At 50.8% G+C, this 16,265-nt stretch carries 12 protein-coding genes and 2 pseudogenes; 3 read left to right on the top strand and 11 right to left on the bottom strand.

Features of this window, described 5'->3' with window-relative positions:
* Positions 1-26: 26 nt before the first annotated feature.
* The 5 genes and pseudogenes from MHB80_RS09355 to MHB80_RS09335 form a co-directional block, all read right to left on the bottom strand.
* Positions 27-1,940, bottom strand: coding sequence for a cellulose binding domain-containing protein (locus MHB80_RS09355; protein ID WP_341281879.1), 1,914 nt, complete (start codon positions 1,938-1,940; stop codon positions 27-29).
* A gap of 132 nt (positions 1,941-2,072) precedes the next feature.
* Complete coding sequence (locus MHB80_RS09350; protein WP_341282920.1) at positions 2,073-5,006, bottom strand: cellulose binding domain-containing protein; 2,934 nt, start codon at positions 5,004-5,006, stop codon at positions 2,073-2,075.
* Positions 5,007-5,291: 285 nt separating this feature from the next.
* Positions 5,292-5,990: a VWA domain-containing protein gene (locus tag MHB80_RS09345; RefSeq protein ID WP_341282919.1), complete on the bottom strand. Its 699-nt coding sequence runs from the start codon at positions 5,988-5,990 to the stop codon at positions 5,292-5,294.
* A gap of 99 nt (positions 5,991-6,089) precedes the next feature.
* Positions 6,090-6,623, bottom strand: a pseudogene (locus MHB80_RS09340) (TerD family protein); the annotation flags it as partial.
* A gap of 181 nt (positions 6,624-6,804) precedes the next feature.
* Positions 6,805-8,091: a cellulase-like family protein gene (locus MHB80_RS09335; protein WP_341282918.1), complete on the bottom strand. Its 1,287-nt coding sequence runs from the start codon at positions 8,089-8,091 to the stop codon at positions 6,805-6,807.
* Positions 8,092-8,207: 116 nt separating this feature from the next.
* On the opposite strand from MHB80_RS09335, the gene MHB80_RS09330 reads away from it, so the two are divergent.
* Complete coding sequence (locus tag MHB80_RS09330) at positions 8,208-8,426, top strand: hypothetical protein (protein WP_341281878.1); 219 nt, start codon at positions 8,208-8,210, stop codon at positions 8,424-8,426.
* A gap of 37 nt (positions 8,427-8,463) precedes the next feature.
* Here the strand turns inward: MHB80_RS09330 and MHB80_RS09325 are convergent, their stop codons facing one another.
* Positions 8,464-9,375: a LysR family transcriptional regulator gene (locus MHB80_RS09325; protein ID WP_341281877.1), complete on the bottom strand. Its 912-nt coding sequence runs from the start codon at positions 9,373-9,375 to the stop codon at positions 8,464-8,466.
* Between the two features lie 105 nt (positions 9,376-9,480).
* Between MHB80_RS09325 and aroA the strand changes: the two genes are divergently transcribed.
* Positions 9,481-10,833: a 3-phosphoshikimate 1-carboxyvinyltransferase gene (gene aroA / locus MHB80_RS09320; protein ID WP_341281876.1), complete on the top strand. Its 1,353-nt coding sequence runs from the start codon at positions 9,481-9,483 to the stop codon at positions 10,831-10,833.
* Between the two features lie 19 nt (positions 10,834-10,852).
* Complete coding sequence (gene aroC / locus MHB80_RS09315; protein WP_341281875.1) at positions 10,853-11,908, top strand: chorismate synthase; 1,056 nt, start codon at positions 10,853-10,855, stop codon at positions 11,906-11,908.
* A 77-nt stretch (positions 11,909-11,985) separates the two neighbouring features.
* Here the strand turns inward: aroC and pckA are convergent, their stop codons facing one another.
* The 5 genes and pseudogenes from pckA to MHB80_RS09290 form a co-directional block, all read right to left on the bottom strand.
* Complete coding sequence (gene pckA, locus MHB80_RS09310) at positions 11,986-13,557, bottom strand: phosphoenolpyruvate carboxykinase (ATP) (RefSeq protein ID WP_341282917.1); 1,572 nt, start codon at positions 13,555-13,557, stop codon at positions 11,986-11,988.
* A gap of 5 nt (positions 13,558-13,562) precedes the next feature.
* Entirely contained in the window at positions 13,563-13,784 is a 222-nt protein-coding gene (locus MHB80_RS09305; RefSeq protein WP_341281874.1) for a GapA-binding peptide SR1P, read from the bottom strand.
* Complete coding sequence (gene gap / locus MHB80_RS09300) at positions 13,766-14,797, bottom strand: type I glyceraldehyde-3-phosphate dehydrogenase (protein WP_341281873.1); 1,032 nt, start codon at positions 14,795-14,797, stop codon at positions 13,766-13,768. The genes MHB80_RS09305 and gap overlap by 19 nt, the downstream gene beginning before the upstream one ends.
* 316 nt (positions 14,798-15,113) lie before the next feature.
* Positions 15,114-15,504: pseudogene (locus MHB80_RS09295) on the bottom strand (MBL fold metallo-hydrolase RNA specificity domain-containing protein); the annotation flags it as partial.
* A 65-nt stretch (positions 15,505-15,569) separates the two neighbouring features.
* Positions 15,570-16,205, bottom strand: a complete 636-nt coding sequence (locus tag MHB80_RS09290; protein ID WP_341282916.1) for a spore coat protein — start codon at positions 16,203-16,205, stop codon at positions 15,570-15,572.
* Positions 16,206-16,265 lie beyond the last annotated feature (60 nt).

The raw sequence follows: 16,265 nt of genomic DNA, 5'->3' as shown, positions 1-16,265 counted from the left end.
GATGAGAGTAGTGGGCTAAGTTGCTTTTACGACGGCTCCTCTCCCCATACTAGTACTCCGCTGCGATATAAGGTGACGCGGCTGGCATCTGCAAAGGCCGTATTCGCCGTATTGTACGAGTAGTCATTAGTCTCGATATAGTTGGTCCAATCGTTCTTATGAATACGCGTCTGCATTTCCCCCGTATGGCCGCCAGCAGTGATGTTCCCAGCACCCGCGCCGAAGCTTATTTCCAAATAAGTGTCGGCATTTGTGCTCGTCTTGCCTGACGCAGCAATGCTGCTGCTAAGATTGGAGCAGCCAACTGTCGCAAAGTCACAATCAAAGGTTTGCGGCTGCGACCCATCAGAAGAATACCAATAGCGAATGGTGAGCTCATGAAGCGGCACAGCCGTTGTCCCCGAATTAACAATGCGGATTTGCGGCTTTAATTGATTGTCCAAAGCGGCAGAATCGCCGTTCTTGTATTGAACCTTAAGCTCGCCCGTTCCCGTACTCGGAAGGGTTGGCGTTGCGCTTGCCTGCAAGGAATTCACGGATTCGCCCACGCTGTTCACCGCGCTAACCGCGTAGTAGTAAGTCGTTCCATTGACTAGCCCCGTATCCACATAGCTGTTGCTGCTTGTCGTGCCTACTGTGGCAAAGGGGCCCGTGCTTGAAGCTGCTCGCTTAATGTTGTAGCTTGTCGCTCCGCTGACCGCCTGCCAGGAAAGCGCCGCCTGGCCATTTCCCGCTGTTGCCGTTACGCCTTGCGGCGCCGCCGGCACTGTCGTTATCGGCCCGGTTCCGCCGCCGCCCGACTTGGCATTCATCACATTGGCGTGATTAGTCAGCAGCGTAGCCGTCGCGCTTGGATATACGACCCGGAAGCCATCATAATCGGGATACAGCGTATCATTATCCTGAATGCCGGTTAAAATCCAAAACTGGCTGCCCGCACCGCCATATTGCTCAACGGCACCAAGCCACGCGGCATAAACCTGATTGCGGGTCGCTTGATTTTGATAGCCGAATTCCTCCAGCACGACTGGCTTCTGCGCCGCATTGCCGTCCTCGATATGGTCAATAATCCACTGCGTGCCCCACTGCGCTGTACGGTTCCAATGATCCGGATATAGGTGAAATGTGCCGTAATCAATATTCGGCAGCGCAATCAGTCTTTCCCAATCAACACCTTCCCCGCCGCCATACATCCAGTCCGAATGCCCCGGAATGTTATAAAAGCCTTCATCGCCTACAGCGACCAAATGATTCGCATCAAGTGATTTGACATAGGTGCTCATCTCATCCGCCCAATTAACAAGCTTGTTGCCGGTTGTGTCGGATTGGGCACGCGGCTCATTCGCCAGCTCCCATGCCATTATGGCTGGATCATCTTTATATTTAATGCCTGTGTACGTGTTCACCCGGTTTAGCATATAGTTTACATAGTTTTTATAAGCTTGTTTAATAGAAGCATTTGTATAAAAAGCATCATGCGAGCCGGCATTAAACCACGCAACGTATTGATTCATGCCGCCAAAATCATCCCAGTTGTTCACAAATGGAATAACCAGCTTAACGCCCGACTGTCCTGCCTTATAGATTGCATAATCGAGCTTGGTAAAGCCCGATTCATCATACACGCCGGGAGTTGGCTGCAGGACGGCATTGTCCTGCGGCTGTCCATTATGGAAGCCCCAAATCCGGATTACCTTGAGATTCATCGCCACCATATCGGCAAACACGTCATCGACCATTTTTTGCGACTTATAGTGGAAATAATAATTATTCGTTCCTGCAAAATAAAAGTCTTCGCCATCCAGTTGAAACTTGCTTCCTGCTGTCGTAACGAAAGCATCGCTATCTGCGGCGCTGGCCTTCGTATCGGCCGTCGTCCACCCGCACACCATGGCTAGCGCCAGTGAAAAAATCATGAATCGTTTAAGCTGCTGCTTCATACGTTATAGTCTCCTTTTGGATTTTTGTCATCTGAAATGGAATTGCTATCCTTCTATAAAACAGCGGCAGCACCCGTACAAAAAGCTCATGCACCTTACGATCCGGCGCATGAGCTTTTGCTCTTTTTCAAATTAAGATGGCTCTACGCCCCATTGCAGGCTGCCCGCTGCATAGCCGGTAGCTTTGTCCCAGTCTACGTAGCTTGTCGCACTGGAATTGAATGAATAATCGCCCGTCTGGGTGTAATTGCTCCAATTGTTTTTCGAAATCCGCGTTTGCAGCTCGATGCTTTGGCCTGCCGCGACAGACCCCGCTGCGCTGTCAAAGTTAATTTCAACGTAGTAGTCTGCTCCCGTTACAGCCGTCGGCAGCTTGACGAAGGAAGCATGGACGTTGGCGCTGCCAACGGTCGACCAGTCGCACCAGAAGCTTTGTGCTTGCTCGCCGTCAATCGTGTAATAATAACGAAGCGTCACATCAGCCAAACTCAGTGAGCTTGTGCCTGTATTGACCAGCTTGATTTTTGGATTAAGCGTGTTCGCTGTTGCCGATGTTCCGCCGTTAAACAGCTGCACTTTAAAGCTGCCTGCCGGAGACGGCGTCGCTGTTGGCGTTGGTGTCGCTGTTGGCGTTGGTGTCGCCGTTGGCGTCGGTGTCGCCGTTGGCGTTGGTGTCGCCGTTGGCGTTGGTGTCGCTGTTGGCGTTGGTGTCGCTGTTGGCGTCGCTGTTGGCGTCGCTGTTGGAGTCGGGGTTACCGTTGGCGTTGGTGTTGGACCATTTACCGTATCCCCATAAAAGATACCGCGACCATTCGTGCCGACATACACACGTCCATAGATGCGAGGGTCACCGGTAATCGCTTCACCTGTATATGCATATTGATGCTGATCATCATTAATTCTTACCCAGCTTGAGCCGCCATTGTCCGAACGGAAAAAGCCTCTGACCTGATCGATTTGCGCCGATACATAAAGCGCAGGATAGGTCTGGCCTGGTGCCGCCTTGCCGAAGCCGACGACATCTGCCTCCTCGACGTTACTCAGCTTCGTAAAAGATGCTCCCGAGTTCGTCGAATGCCATAACCCATATACGCCGCTACCCTCATTGCCGCCAGCCAGCCAAATATCGCCTTCCACTCCTGGGAGCGCTTTAAATTTCGTATTGCCTTGCGCAGGAAGGCCAGTAGCCGCGGTCATTGTGAATGTCGCACCGCCATCGGTGCTCACATAGAATTTCCCTGACGCCACAGCGTAAAATTTGCTTTTGTTAACGCGGTCGGCAGCTACGCTTGCTTTAGCCGGAACGCCCGTGCTTGCGGTCCATGAATTTCCGGTCGTTTTAGAATAATAAACGCCGACATCGGATGTGCTCCATACGAGCGAGCTATTGTCAGCAGCTACGGCAATCATTCCGCCGCCCGCTGTCGACGATGGCTCTGCATTAGGGCTAAACCAGTTCGATCCGCCATCGTAGGACAGAGCAATTGATTTTTCATTCGGATATTTCGCTTTGTCTGCATGTCCGACACGTGCGATAAATGAGGGACTCAGCTCGGCGAAGTCTAAGCTTGTTGTGCTGCTTGGACCGGTGAACATTTTTGCAGGCGCTGCTGTTAAATCATTATGCCTAAAGCCTGATATATCACCTATACCGCTAAGGAGATGAGCACCGCTCGGCGGGCTAACCAGCGTATTTATTGATGTCTCCTCAATGCCCGTGGCCATAACAGACAACGCCACTTTGCCGCCGCTATCCCAAGCCGTCAAATTCGTTGTGCCGTACACAGTTGCGCCTGTACCATAAAGCATGCGGTCAGAGTTAAAAGGATCAATTTCAATATCGCCAATCATCCAGCCAAGCTTAGGCGATACTTCCGGTGGTGCAGAACTTACGCCCCAATCGAGCCATGGAGCAGCCGAAATATCCTGCGTGTAATAAAAATCACGGTTCGGGTAAGACGTAAACTTCCAGATCGGCTTCCACGTTGCCCCGCTATCCGTACTGCGATAAAGGTTTGCATCCGGCCACCAGGAATTGAGCGTTGCAACGATCAGCGTACCTGGGTTCTGGTCATCCACAGCAAGGCCGCCATAGCCAAAATAATTATCGCCGCTGCTTGAAGGCACGGGGCTAATATTCGTCCACACGCCCGTTGCTGTATTCAGTCTCCACACATCGCCCTTCGAGCCGTTATAGGGACCAGTTCCATTGCTATAAGTAACATACAGCTGCCCATTCGAATCCAGCTCGCCATGATGCGGCAAATAGCCTGTCGGCTGTCCTGCGACAGCAGACCAGGTTACTCCCCCATTCGTACTGCGATAGATGCTGCTCGCTGTATCCGCTACACCGACGTAAATCGTCTGCGTCGCCGTTCCCGGAGAGCCCGTCGATTCGTCAAAGGTAATCCATGCGAGTCCCATAATATCCGCCGTGTATTCATTAGTAGGGTCCTCGACAAAATTACCCGGATTCGGAAATGCTGTCACTTTGCTCCAAGTCACACCATAGTCTGTACTTTTCCATAGACCATTGCCGCTGCGTGCGCCAAAATAAATAATGTTATTTTTATTCGGGTCAATCATCAGCCGCTCGCCCATAGAGCGCCCCGGCATATTACCGCCAATCTTGAAGGGCAGCTCCGTTTCCTGCCAGGTGTCTCCTCTATCCATGGAGCGCATAATATAGCCATTATTCGGGTCCCAACTATTCGTATAGGAGCCAGCCGCAATATAGAGACGATTCGGATCAACCGGGTCGGTTGCCAGCGCATCCACGCCGGTCTTCCCCCACTCATCCCAGCCCACGTGGTCAAGCAGTGCTTTCCAGCTGCCTGTCGACTCGTTGTAGCGATAAGCACCACCTATATCCGTACGGGCATAGAGCAGTCCAGGCTCTTTTTTATTAAACACAAAGCCTGGAACGAAGCCCCCTCCCCCGCCAGTCACTACATTTTTCCACGTGTACGCTTCACTTGGTGCAGCTTGCGCCTGCAGCGGGTTTCCGATTATTGCGGTGCCGGCTACTACTGTGATCGCTAGGGCCAGCGTGCCCAGCTTGCGCATTGAATGTTTGATCAAATGAATACCCTCCTCAATTGGAATGATATAACACATACACTTAACATATAAATATGGATGAGCAACCACTCCCTTCCAAATGTATACGCTTTCATTTTAGCACATAAAATATAAGCCAAGCACTATATAAAATGGATATATTTTCATATAGAAATCGGTTATTTTGAACTCCCCCATGCAAAAAGCTCTGAACCTGGGCGCTCCAGCCAGCAGCAATCGCCACTTGAGTCGCTTCGTCTCGGTTCAGAGCAGAGCAGGATTACCTTATGGTTATGACCGAATAATGCGTTGTTCCTTCGCTGCTTTTATCCACATCGGAAACTCATTCAGCAGTTGATCATACAACTCCTCATCCGACACTGCCGCAATATCGTCCAAATGGAAAAAGCTCGCATTATCTACGATTCTCCCCTCCATCGTATCCAGCCGCTTCAATACTTCAAAATTGGAGTTTCCAATGCCGACAAACTGCCAGAAAATCGGCTGCACCGCCGAGTGGGTAATCGTATGCTTAATCGACTTCACTACCCCGCCGTCGTTAATAAAAATGATAAACACAGGTGTAGGATCATTTTCCTCCACCGTATATTTGCGAATCACATCCTCCATCACCGGGGGTTCATTATTGCGCCCAAACTTATGAATGCGGTCATTGTTTAGAATATGCTTATCGACATATTGTCCAAAATCGCGCTCCGTTACCGACGGCAAACGGCTGTATTCATTATCATACACCCACACGTCTAGCGTGCCGTTGTCATCGAACTTGCAGGCAACAGCCAAAATCCGCTCCACGACTTCCTGAACGGTGCCGTTTTTATACAGCGTCTGCATAGAGCCGGAAATATCCAGCACGATGCCTACTCTGGCCACGACGTTCGTCAGCTGCTTTTTCTCCAGAGTGTATTGCACGAGCTTTTTGCGGAAATCGATTTTGCTAAGGGAGGCGGTTTGTACAGGTGCTTCCAATGTCGCCGCTGCAGTTGCCTCTGCCCGAGCATGAGCCTGGGATTCCTCACCATCGCCCGCCGCCGCATTTCCTTCCAGCTCAAGCCCATAATTCAAGCATAATGCGGCAAGCCCGCCGTTAAAGCCGCTGCCAATCGCGCTAAACTTCCACTCGCCATTGTGACGATACAGCTCCCCCGCTACAACCGCCGTCTCCTTCACCAAATCCGCACCGTACTCGTAGCGCAGCAGTTCCTCCTTCGTGTCTAGGTTAACAAGCCGCACATATAGCCCCGTTACATCCTGAAAAGCATGCCCGAGCTGCTCGCCATCATATATCGTCACCGTAAAAGCAGCTTTCGCTATTTGCTCCGGCAAATGCCCAAGCACAAGCTCGATCCCTTCCTGATCGCCTGCTTCCATGCCAAGCTGCTGGCCGCTTGATTTATGCTCAGCAGCACCATTCGCCGCTAATGGATTGCCATAAAAAATAAAATCCTCATCCCGCTCGCAGCGGCCGCGCTCTGACAGCAGAAACGCCGCAGCATCGATGCCGAGCTCGCTTCTGCCAGCTTTCCAGCCAAACTGGACAGCCAGCTTGCCGAGGCTTCCCCCTTTGGTGACGTCTGCCTTTTGTCCCTTCAGCAATTGCATATATGGATCTTCCTCTCGCCTAGTAGAATGGTAAATAAGATCATCTATACCGATTATAGCAAACAGGCACGTGACAGGAGAGAGAAAAAGCCCCTTTCCCCGCATGCCCCGGCATGCTTGAAAAAGAAGCTTTCATCCCGCTCTATTTGATTTCTGCTTGAGCTATATTTGCCGCATTCATTTATTCCGATTCCAAAATAAACCGGTTCCACTTTTGCTGCCACGCAATATCGTTCCAGAACGGATGATGTGGCGCGCAGTTGGAGCAGAGCACCATGCCCCAGAAGCCCAGCTTCATCCCTTTGCGAATCGCATATTCGGCAATAAATTTACCGACTGGCCCTTCCTCAAAGCCCGCATGCAGCGGCGTGTAGCCCACATAACCTTCGCCAATGACGATAGGAAGCTCCGTTTGTCCCGCCCATTCATGCAGCTCCTCAAAACGAAAATCCGCCTTCTGGAGCATTGCCAGCTTATGGCTGCCATAATGGTCGTACAAATATAAATCCCATTGATCCGGGTCGGCCCAATCATGGAGATAAAGCAGCTTCATGCCGACGGGATTGCCCTGCATTCGCCATTCCTGGCCTGCCGGAAGCTGCCAGCTCTCGAACGGCGGCGCTTCTTCCCGCAGCAGCGATTGCACCAGCTCATTTGGAAACGGCACCGCTTCATTGTCGATGCCCGTCCGGTCCATCAGCTCCTGCAGCACGCCTTTAATATACAGATGAAAATGAGCCACCTGCATATTTCGCGCCACATAAGCTTTCGGGTAAGCCTCATTCAGCGTATAGCTTGCCGTCATTAACAGCTCGGGATGCTGCTCGCGGAGAAACGCGACCGCTTCTTCAATATAGGGCTGCATAATTTGCACAAGGCCAGGCGTATTGGAGCTGGCAACGCCCTGCTCCGTTGCAATATCGGTCAGCTGTCCAAATTCGACCTCATTATGCAGCTCGGCATAAGCGATTTGCTCGCCATAGCCCGCTGCCTTCACATATTGAATGAGCTGATCCATTGACTTCGCCAGCGCCATAAAGCGCTGGTCCGGCGGAATATCCGCCAGCAAATCGCGCAAATAAGGCTCCGCCAGAAAGCTTGGACTTTGCTGGTATTCCCACGAGGAAAGAATAATATAGCAGTTGTGAGCCTTCGCCTGCTTGAACAGCTCCAACAGCTGCGCATGCCCGTCCAGCTCTGCTCCGCCTCTGCAATTGTACCAACGTGTCCGCTGGCCCACCTCGCCCAAATTTCCGAAGTGCAGCGGTCCGGGGCGAACGCCCGAATCCGTAAACAGCATAAGTGGCATCGCACAAATGCGAATCGTATTATATCCCCGCTCCACCGCCTCTTTATATCTTGCAGCTAAATCGCTGTATGGCTCTCCCGGCGTCGTCATCGTATACCAAGAGAAATCCCACATCGTAATAGTCAGTTTACGGGGCAGCTGCCTGCTCGCTATGCTCATATGTCCACCATTTCTGTCCTCTATGGATAGGGTGATCATCCCATCATCCGCTACCACACTAGGTTGTGCAGAGAACGCTTTTTCTTTATGGTACATTGTACACGCCGGCAGGCGCCATGAACGATGTACGGATGCTGATGGAACATATTCGGATTTACCAAAGTGATGTACCAGGCACGCTTGGCAAGTCTAATTTCACCAAAGCTAGGGCGTGTCTGAGAACGCTGAGGACAGCAAATATTGCCGAATTTTCGTTCCATGCAAGGCGCGCTTGTGAAGGCGTACTGGGGATACGTCAAGCAAACGGAACGAAGCAGGGGGCGAAAAGGCGGTGAAAGGTGCCACTGAACAGGTTTTCAGACACGCCCTAATTTAATGTCTCTCATCGACAGCCGGCATGCACATTTCGACGAAGCGCTCAGCCGCAACCGACAGCTTCCTGTCCTGCCGTACGGCAAGCCCGATGCTGCGGGGTGGAAGCGGATCTTCTACAAATACTTCATACAACATGCCATTATTTAATTCCTCCTGCACAAAAGAACGGCTAATGAATGCGGCCCCGTAACCGAGCCTTGCGAACTGGGCGAGCAAATCAATACTTCCAAGCTCGATATCCGGCTTTACCGCCTGTCCCTTGCCCGCGAACCATTGTTCAACAAACTCCCTCGTGCTGCTGCCCGGAGATAATAACAGGAGCGGCAGCTCAGCCAGCTGCTGCATCGTTAAGGCACCATTCGCCGCTGAGCCGCGGGCTAACTCCGCATAAGCTTCTCCGACTACAAAACAATCCTCCAGCACCGCAAGCGTCTGGATATTCAGCTGGGAATCGTTTATAGGCAGATGGATAATCGCACAATCGATATCGCCTTCCCTTAAGCGCTGCGTAATATCGGGCGTCTTCCCATGCGAAAGACGGATTCGGATACCCGGATAATCGCGATGAAAGGCATTTAATTGCGGCAGCAAAAGATGCTTAATCAGCGAATCGCTCGCCCCGATGCGAATTTCTCCCTCGCTGAGCAGCTTCATATTTTGCAAATGCTTTTGGGCAGAATCCAGCATGGAAAAGGATTGCTCCACATAGCCTTGCAGCGCCCGCCCTTCTTCGGTAAGCTCGACGCCCTTCGACAGCCGATGAAAAAGCTTGAGCTGCAAAGCATCCTCCATCTGCTTAATCGCATAGCTGACCGATGGCTGCGTAATATGCAGCTCCTGCGCCGCTCTTGTTAAATTTTTACAGCGTGCTGTATGCAGAAAAATCCGATACCATTCCAGATTAAACATATGGTATAGACCACCTCTATATCATTTTTTATAAAATCCAATTTCACTTATTTCATTTTCTTCATTATAATCGGGTTTATACAAGAAAACAAAAGAGGTGGAAATATGGACGGATTCCAGCCTGATCTAACTGCACGTTCCCCATGGTCGGCCCATAGCGATAAACAGCAGGTGACCCTAAATCCTCCAAGCGGAGCATTGGAAGGAACGGTGCGCATACCGGGAAGCAAAAGCCTAACTAACCGTGCCCTCATTATAGCCGCGCTTGCCGAAGGAAAATCGCAAATTAGCGGTTTATTATTAAGCGATGATTCCTACTGGTGCATTGCTGCATTAAAGCAGCTCGGGGTAAAAATAACGATCGAAGGAGAAACCGCTTATGTAGATGGCTGCGGCGGAAACTGGCCGATCTCGTCTGGGGAGCTGTTCGTAGGAGCTGCTGGCACGATTGCACGTTTTTTGCCCGGTGCTTTGGCCATTGGAGATGGCATTTGGGCAATTAAAGGCACTAAACGATTGCACGAGCGGCCGCTAGCTCCCTTGCTCCATGCACTGACACATTTAGGAGCAGCGTTTGAATACGAGCAAGTCGAGCATTCACTCCCTCTCGTCCTTCGGGCTAATGGCTTGCAAGGCGGGACGGTGCTGCTACCTGGCTCTACATCGAGTCAATTCATAAGCGGTCTGCTGTTAGCCGCACCTTATGCGAAAGCGCCGATAACAGTGCGCATAGATGGCGAAGTCGTGCAAAAAGACTATGTCGAAATGACACTTGCGATGATGGCTTTGTTTGGTGCAGCACCTGTTGCATCTCTGGACACAAACGACCCCTGCATTACGATACCTACGGGAAAATATGAAGCTCGCTCCATCCTTCTGGAGCCTGATGTATCCACCTGCTGTTATTTCTGGGCGCTCGCCGCGCTTACCGCAGGGCGCATAAGAACGGAAGGCATTGACGCAAGCCGTACAAGCCAGCCAGATATTGCAATGCTCGGCGTGCTGGAGCAGATGGGATGTACCATTGCCTGCGGCGAAACCTTTGTTGAAGTCCAAGGGCCAGAGCGTTTGAAGGGCGGCTTTACCGTCAGCATGCAAAAATGGTCGGATCAAACGCTGACGCTCGCTGTCCTTGCTATTTTTGCAGATGGCCCCATTACGCTTAAAGATGCCGCTCATATCAGACATCACGAATGTGACCGGATATCTGCTATTTGCACGGAATTGGGCAAGCTAGGCATTCGCGTATTGGAATTTGAAGACGGCCTAACCGTTTTTCCCGGCAAGCCACAAGCCGCTTTATTAAATAGCCACGATGACCATCGCATGGCTATGGCCCTTTCCTTAATTGGTTCGAAAGTTTCCAATCTACAAATATCCGACCCGGGCTGTGTGTCCAAAACAAATCCGCATTATTTTGAACAATTAGCAGCACTAGGCTTTCAAATTAACGATTAAATGCAGAGGATGATTCATAATGGCAGGAAATACATTTGGAGAAGCTTTTAAAATCACAACCTTTGGCGAGTCCCATGGCGAGGCGGTTGGCGTCATTGTCGACGGTGTAACGCCGGGCGTCGAAATCGATGAAGCCTATATTCAGCAGCAGATGGATCGACGCAAGCCCGGGCAATCATCCGTCACTTCCCCGCGCAAGGAATATGATATCGTTCATATTTTATCGGGCGTGTTCGAGGGAAAAACGACGGGAACGCCGCTCTTTGTTATTTTGCATAACCAGGATATGAGACCCGATGCATACAGTGATATCCAGCATTCTTTTCGCCCAGGCCATGCCGATTTCACCTATTTGCAAAAGTATGGCATTCGCGACCATCGCGGCAGTGGACGGGCTTCCGGCAGAGAAACGGCGGGCAGAGTAGCCGGCGGCGCTATCGCCCGCAAGCTGCTGGAGCAAAGGGGCGTGCAGGTGCTTGCCTATACGCAGGCTATCGGAGGCATTGAATGCGAAACCTTCGATGAAGCCGTCATTGAACAAAATGCGGTTCGTGCATGCGACGCTGCTGCCGGAGCGAAAATGATCCGTAAAATTGAACAGCTCGCAGCGGTTGGCGACAGCTGCGGCGGCATTGTAGAATGCCGGATTCGCGGCGTAGTGCCTGGTCTGGGAGAGCCGGTATTTGACAAATTGGACGCGGAGCTTGCGAAAGCGATGCTATCGATTGGCGCCGTGAAAGGCATTGAATTTGGCACTGGCTTCGCTGCTGCTTCCATGCTGGGCAGCGAGCATAATGACGGGATGAGCGGCGACGGGTTTCTCAGCAATCATTCGGGTGGCATCATAGGGGGCATTAGCACGGGACAGGATATTATTTTTCGCATAAGCGTTAAACCGACCTCCTCCATCTCGGTCCCACAGCGAACGATCAATATCCACGGCGAGGAGCAGGAAATTAGGACGGAGGGGCGGCATGATCCTTGCATTTGTCCGAGAATTGTGCCCGTTGTGGAGGCTATGGCCTGCCTCGTATTGGAGGATCAGTATAAGCGGCAAGCCGCCATGCTAGGGTAAAATATAAGAAGGGACTGCTTTGAGGCTATTACAGCCTAAAAGCAGTCCCTTCTTTTCACCATTATCCCGTTCCTCTATCAGCTCTGGTGCGATTGCACTACTGGACCAGCGGCAGAGATTTCCGCGCTTACGCCTACGAATTTGCGGAAATTATTCACAAATTGTGCGGCAAGCTTGGCCGCCTGCTGATCATAGGCCGCCTTATCCTGCCATGCTTCGCGGGGCAGGAGCACTGTATTCGGCACACCTTCTACCGCCAGCGGGCAGCTCAGGCCAAACACTGGATCAGCCATAAATTCAGCCTGCTCTAGGCTGCCATCAATCGCTGCCGTTACCATCGCCCGCGTATAGCGCAGGTTCATCCGCTGCCCTATGCCATGCGGCCCGCCGGACCAGCCTGTATTAACCAAATACACTTTGGCATCATGCTGGGCGATTTTTTCACCGAGCATTTCCGCATATACACTTGGCGCGAGCGGCAGGAACGGCGACCCGAAGCAAGCGGAAAACGTCGCTTCCGGCTCGGTTACCCCACGCTCCGTACCCGCAAGCTTGGACGTATACCCCGATAGAAAATGATACATGGCCTGCTCCTTCGTCAGCTTGGAGATCGGCGGCAGTACGCCGCAAGCGTCGGCGGTCAGAAACAAAATAACGTTTGGATGGCCTGCTTTCCCCGTGAGCACCGCTCCCGGAATATGCTCAAGCGGATAAGCAGCGCGCGTGTTCTCCGTCAGATAATTGCTTTTATAATCAGGCTGCCCTGTCTGGGCATCTAGCGCTACATTTTCCAGCACAGCTCCGCTGCGGATCGCCTGCCAAATTTGCGGCTCCTTCTCTTCGCTCAGCCCAATGCATTTCGCATAGCAGCCGCCTTCGAAGTTGAATACGCCATCCTCTGACCAGCCATGCTCGTCATCTCCGATGAGGCGGCGCGAGGAATCGGCAGAAAGCGTCGTCTTGCCCGTGCCCGATAAGCCGAAGAACAGCGCCGTGTCGCCCTGCTCTCCTACATTCGCCGAGCAATGCATCGGCAGGACGCCCTGCAATGGCAGCAAATAGTTAAGCACGCTGAAAATCGACTTTTTCATCTCGCCTGCATATTCCGTTCCGCCAATCAGCACGACTTTTTGCTCAAAAGAAATGCAAATGAACGTTTCGGACGCTGTGCCGTCACATGCAGGATCTGCCTTGAGCCCCGGCAGGGCGATGACCGTAAAAGCAGGCTTATGGGTGGCAAGCTGCTCCTCGCTTGGACGAATAAACAGCTGGCGGGCAAATAGATTATGCCAAGCATATTCATTAATAACGCGGATCGGCAGGCGGTAAGATTCATCCGCACCAGCATAGCCGTCAAAGATGAACAGCTCCTGCTGCTCCATATAACGCTTTGCTTTTTCATACAACTGGTTAAAATGCTCCGGCGAAAGCGGCTGGTTCACTTTGCCCCAAGCAACCTGCGGCAGCGAAGACGGCTCGCAGACAATAAACTTATCCTTCGGCGAACGGCCTGTATATTGCCCCGTCAGCACCCGCAGCGCTCCCGATTCCAGCTTCGTCCCTTCACCGCGTTTAATCGCATGCTCCATTAGCTGCTCTGTCGTTAATTGATAATGTACGCCTAACTGCTGACGCAGCCTCGACTCCATGATGCTCATGACTCGCTTCCTCCCGTCCCTGTATATCCGCCTGCCCGATTTCCGCTTCCTTGCATTTGCCCCGAACTGACTAGTCCACCACCGTACCTCGCCCCAACGCATGCCTCTTCCTTGCATTCCGAATAATAATTAGTCACCTTTTTCGTTGGCTGTGTATCAATCAGCGTCATGCAGTGCTTGCAATAAATGGCTCCCATTTCTATACCGTGATTTCGCATGAATCCTTCACCCTTTCCATCATTAGATTGGCTACATCCATAACGCGGCATGCATATGCCCACTCATTGTCATACCATGCAATGACTTTAATCTGATTGTCCATAACCATCGTCGAAAGACCGTCTACCATTGCCGATTTCGAGCAGCCTATATAGTCGGCTGATACGAGCGGCTCCTCGGCAAAACCGATATAAGAAGACTTGCTGCCTTCTGCAGCCGCTTTCAAAACTTCATTTACTTCAGCCGCTGTTGTACGACGCTCAGCTTGAATGGTGAGGTCAATTAGCGATACATCCTGCGTCGGAACCCGCAGCGACATGCCCTGAATGCGCGAGGACAAATGCGGCAGCACATCTGCAAGCGCCTTGCCGACCCCTGTCGTCGTAGGGACAATGGACTGGGTGCAGGACCGAGCCCTGCGCAAATCCTCATGCGGATTGTCCAAATGATTTTGATCAGAAGTATAGGAATGCACCGTCGTCATCCAGCCAGATTGGATATGGAACGCTTGATCCAGCACATGAAGAACCGGAGCCACACAGTTTGTCGTACAGGAGGCAGCTGATAACAGCTGATGCTCCTCCGGGCGATAAAGATGGTCATTAACACCCATCACAATCGTCAAGTCCATTTGCTTGCCGGGCGCTGTAATCAGCACCCGTTTCGCTCCTGAAGCCATATGCTTCAGCGCACCCTGCCGATCATTGAATTTCCCGGTTGCGTCAATGGCAAGCTCGACGCCATAACGATGCCACTTAATGTTCTCCGGCGCTCTTTCATATACGACTTGTATGGAATGACCATTAATCACGAGCTGCTGATCTCGAACCAGTATATCTGCTTTCCAGCTCCCATGGACCGAATCGTATTTCAATAGATGAGCAATCGTCTCCACGGGATATACGCTGTTAATGGCCCTCAACCTTACTGCTGGATTCGGCTCAGACAACATTTTCCTAACGAGCAGCCGTCCGATTCTCCCCATTCCGCTAATGCCAACCCCCCGGTGCATTTCCGCATTCCCCCTTCGCTTATTTGCTAATAGCATACATCATTATAGTTTTATAATACAACATAAATATTTTTATGACGCACTAAATAAATTTTTATCACCTTAATCCCCCCTATATATGACGGATTATTTAGGTAATACTCCTATATGATGTATCACTGAGATAAAGCTTTCGATTGGCCCCAATCACTTGCCCTTAGCGAATCTGTGTTATGAAATACAAAACAGCCCTTAGATCATCGCTGATCCAAAGGCTGCAATGGTTGATGGATAATCGAAAGCAACTAAACTGTTTTTTATCAAGGTCATGCGGGATTGAAGTGCCCGCAGGAATTTTACCGCCTTTACGTGCGATTTTGTTTTCGATCTCCACGGTCTCCCCATTGTTGACGATAAAAATGTTCTCCTCGTCAACTCCCACCGACTTCGCAAGCAGCCGGTGTTGATAAAGCATGCGGAATTCGCCATGAACCGGAACAAAATATTTGGGCTTCATTAGGGTAAGCATTAATTTCAACTCTTCCTGATTACCGTGACCAGATACATGCATCCCTGTTGCGCTTCCCGAGCCGTAAATTACATTCAATGTGATCCCCAACAAGACGTTCCGATGGCGTAAAACCAGGCCGTTCTGCATTCGTACTCTCTGACAACAGCAGCAGCACGCCGTTTTTACCAATGTCCGCTATTCGATGAAGATCAGGATATTTTTCAAGCTGCATATGGGTACGGTTTTCAACATTAAACTTTTATTTTGTTCTAAAAGCTGCTGTCAATGAAGGGCTGTTCCTTTATTAGACTCTGGCATTTGCGGTGTTTCAGCGATTGGCAAAAATGTATTCAAAATTTGCTGCATATCAGCATCGTTTAATTGCGGTACCTGATAATAGGCATTTTTATTTTGATACAGAAAGAGCTCATAGGATATTTCAATAAAGTTTTGCACTTGGGAAGCGAGTACACGACGGACAACCGGGTTCGTTGCTTCAAGAGCAGCCGTCGTTAACAGCGATGCATGCTTTTTAACGATGCCTTGCATAAAACCACATACTCCGGCATCGTTGACATCGGCTAGTGATTGAATCGGTTTTTTCGGCGAGCTTTGCTTCATGCCAAATACGGTCGGTGTTACCTCTTTAATCAAATACGTTGATGTTTTTTGACTCGGCTCCTGCCCAGTCTTAAAGCATTCAGCCGTCAAATTGTATTGCGATTGCATAAATTGATATTGCTTGTCGATAAGACTTAGCAGCTCCTGATCCTGTGCATATTGTCTGAAAATCATAAATTGATCCATTGCGCTAATGCTGCAATTCAATAGCTCCTGCATATCAAAAAGCTCATGTCCCCCGTGATTTTTGTTCATTGCCTTCTGTGCATTGTTATTCGCTGTAGTTTGCTGCTGCATCATCAATTCTCCTCTTTGTCATTCATAAATTTATAGTTATTAATATGAAAGCTGGAGGTT

The organism is Paenibacillus sp. FSL H8-0537 (assembly GCF_038051995.1).
In the GTDB taxonomy this organism is placed as follows: domain Bacteria; phylum Bacillota; class Bacilli; order Paenibacillales; family Paenibacillaceae; genus Pristimantibacillus.
Note: the sequence above shows the minus strand (reverse complement) of the source record. Positions and strands in the feature narration are given on the sequence as shown.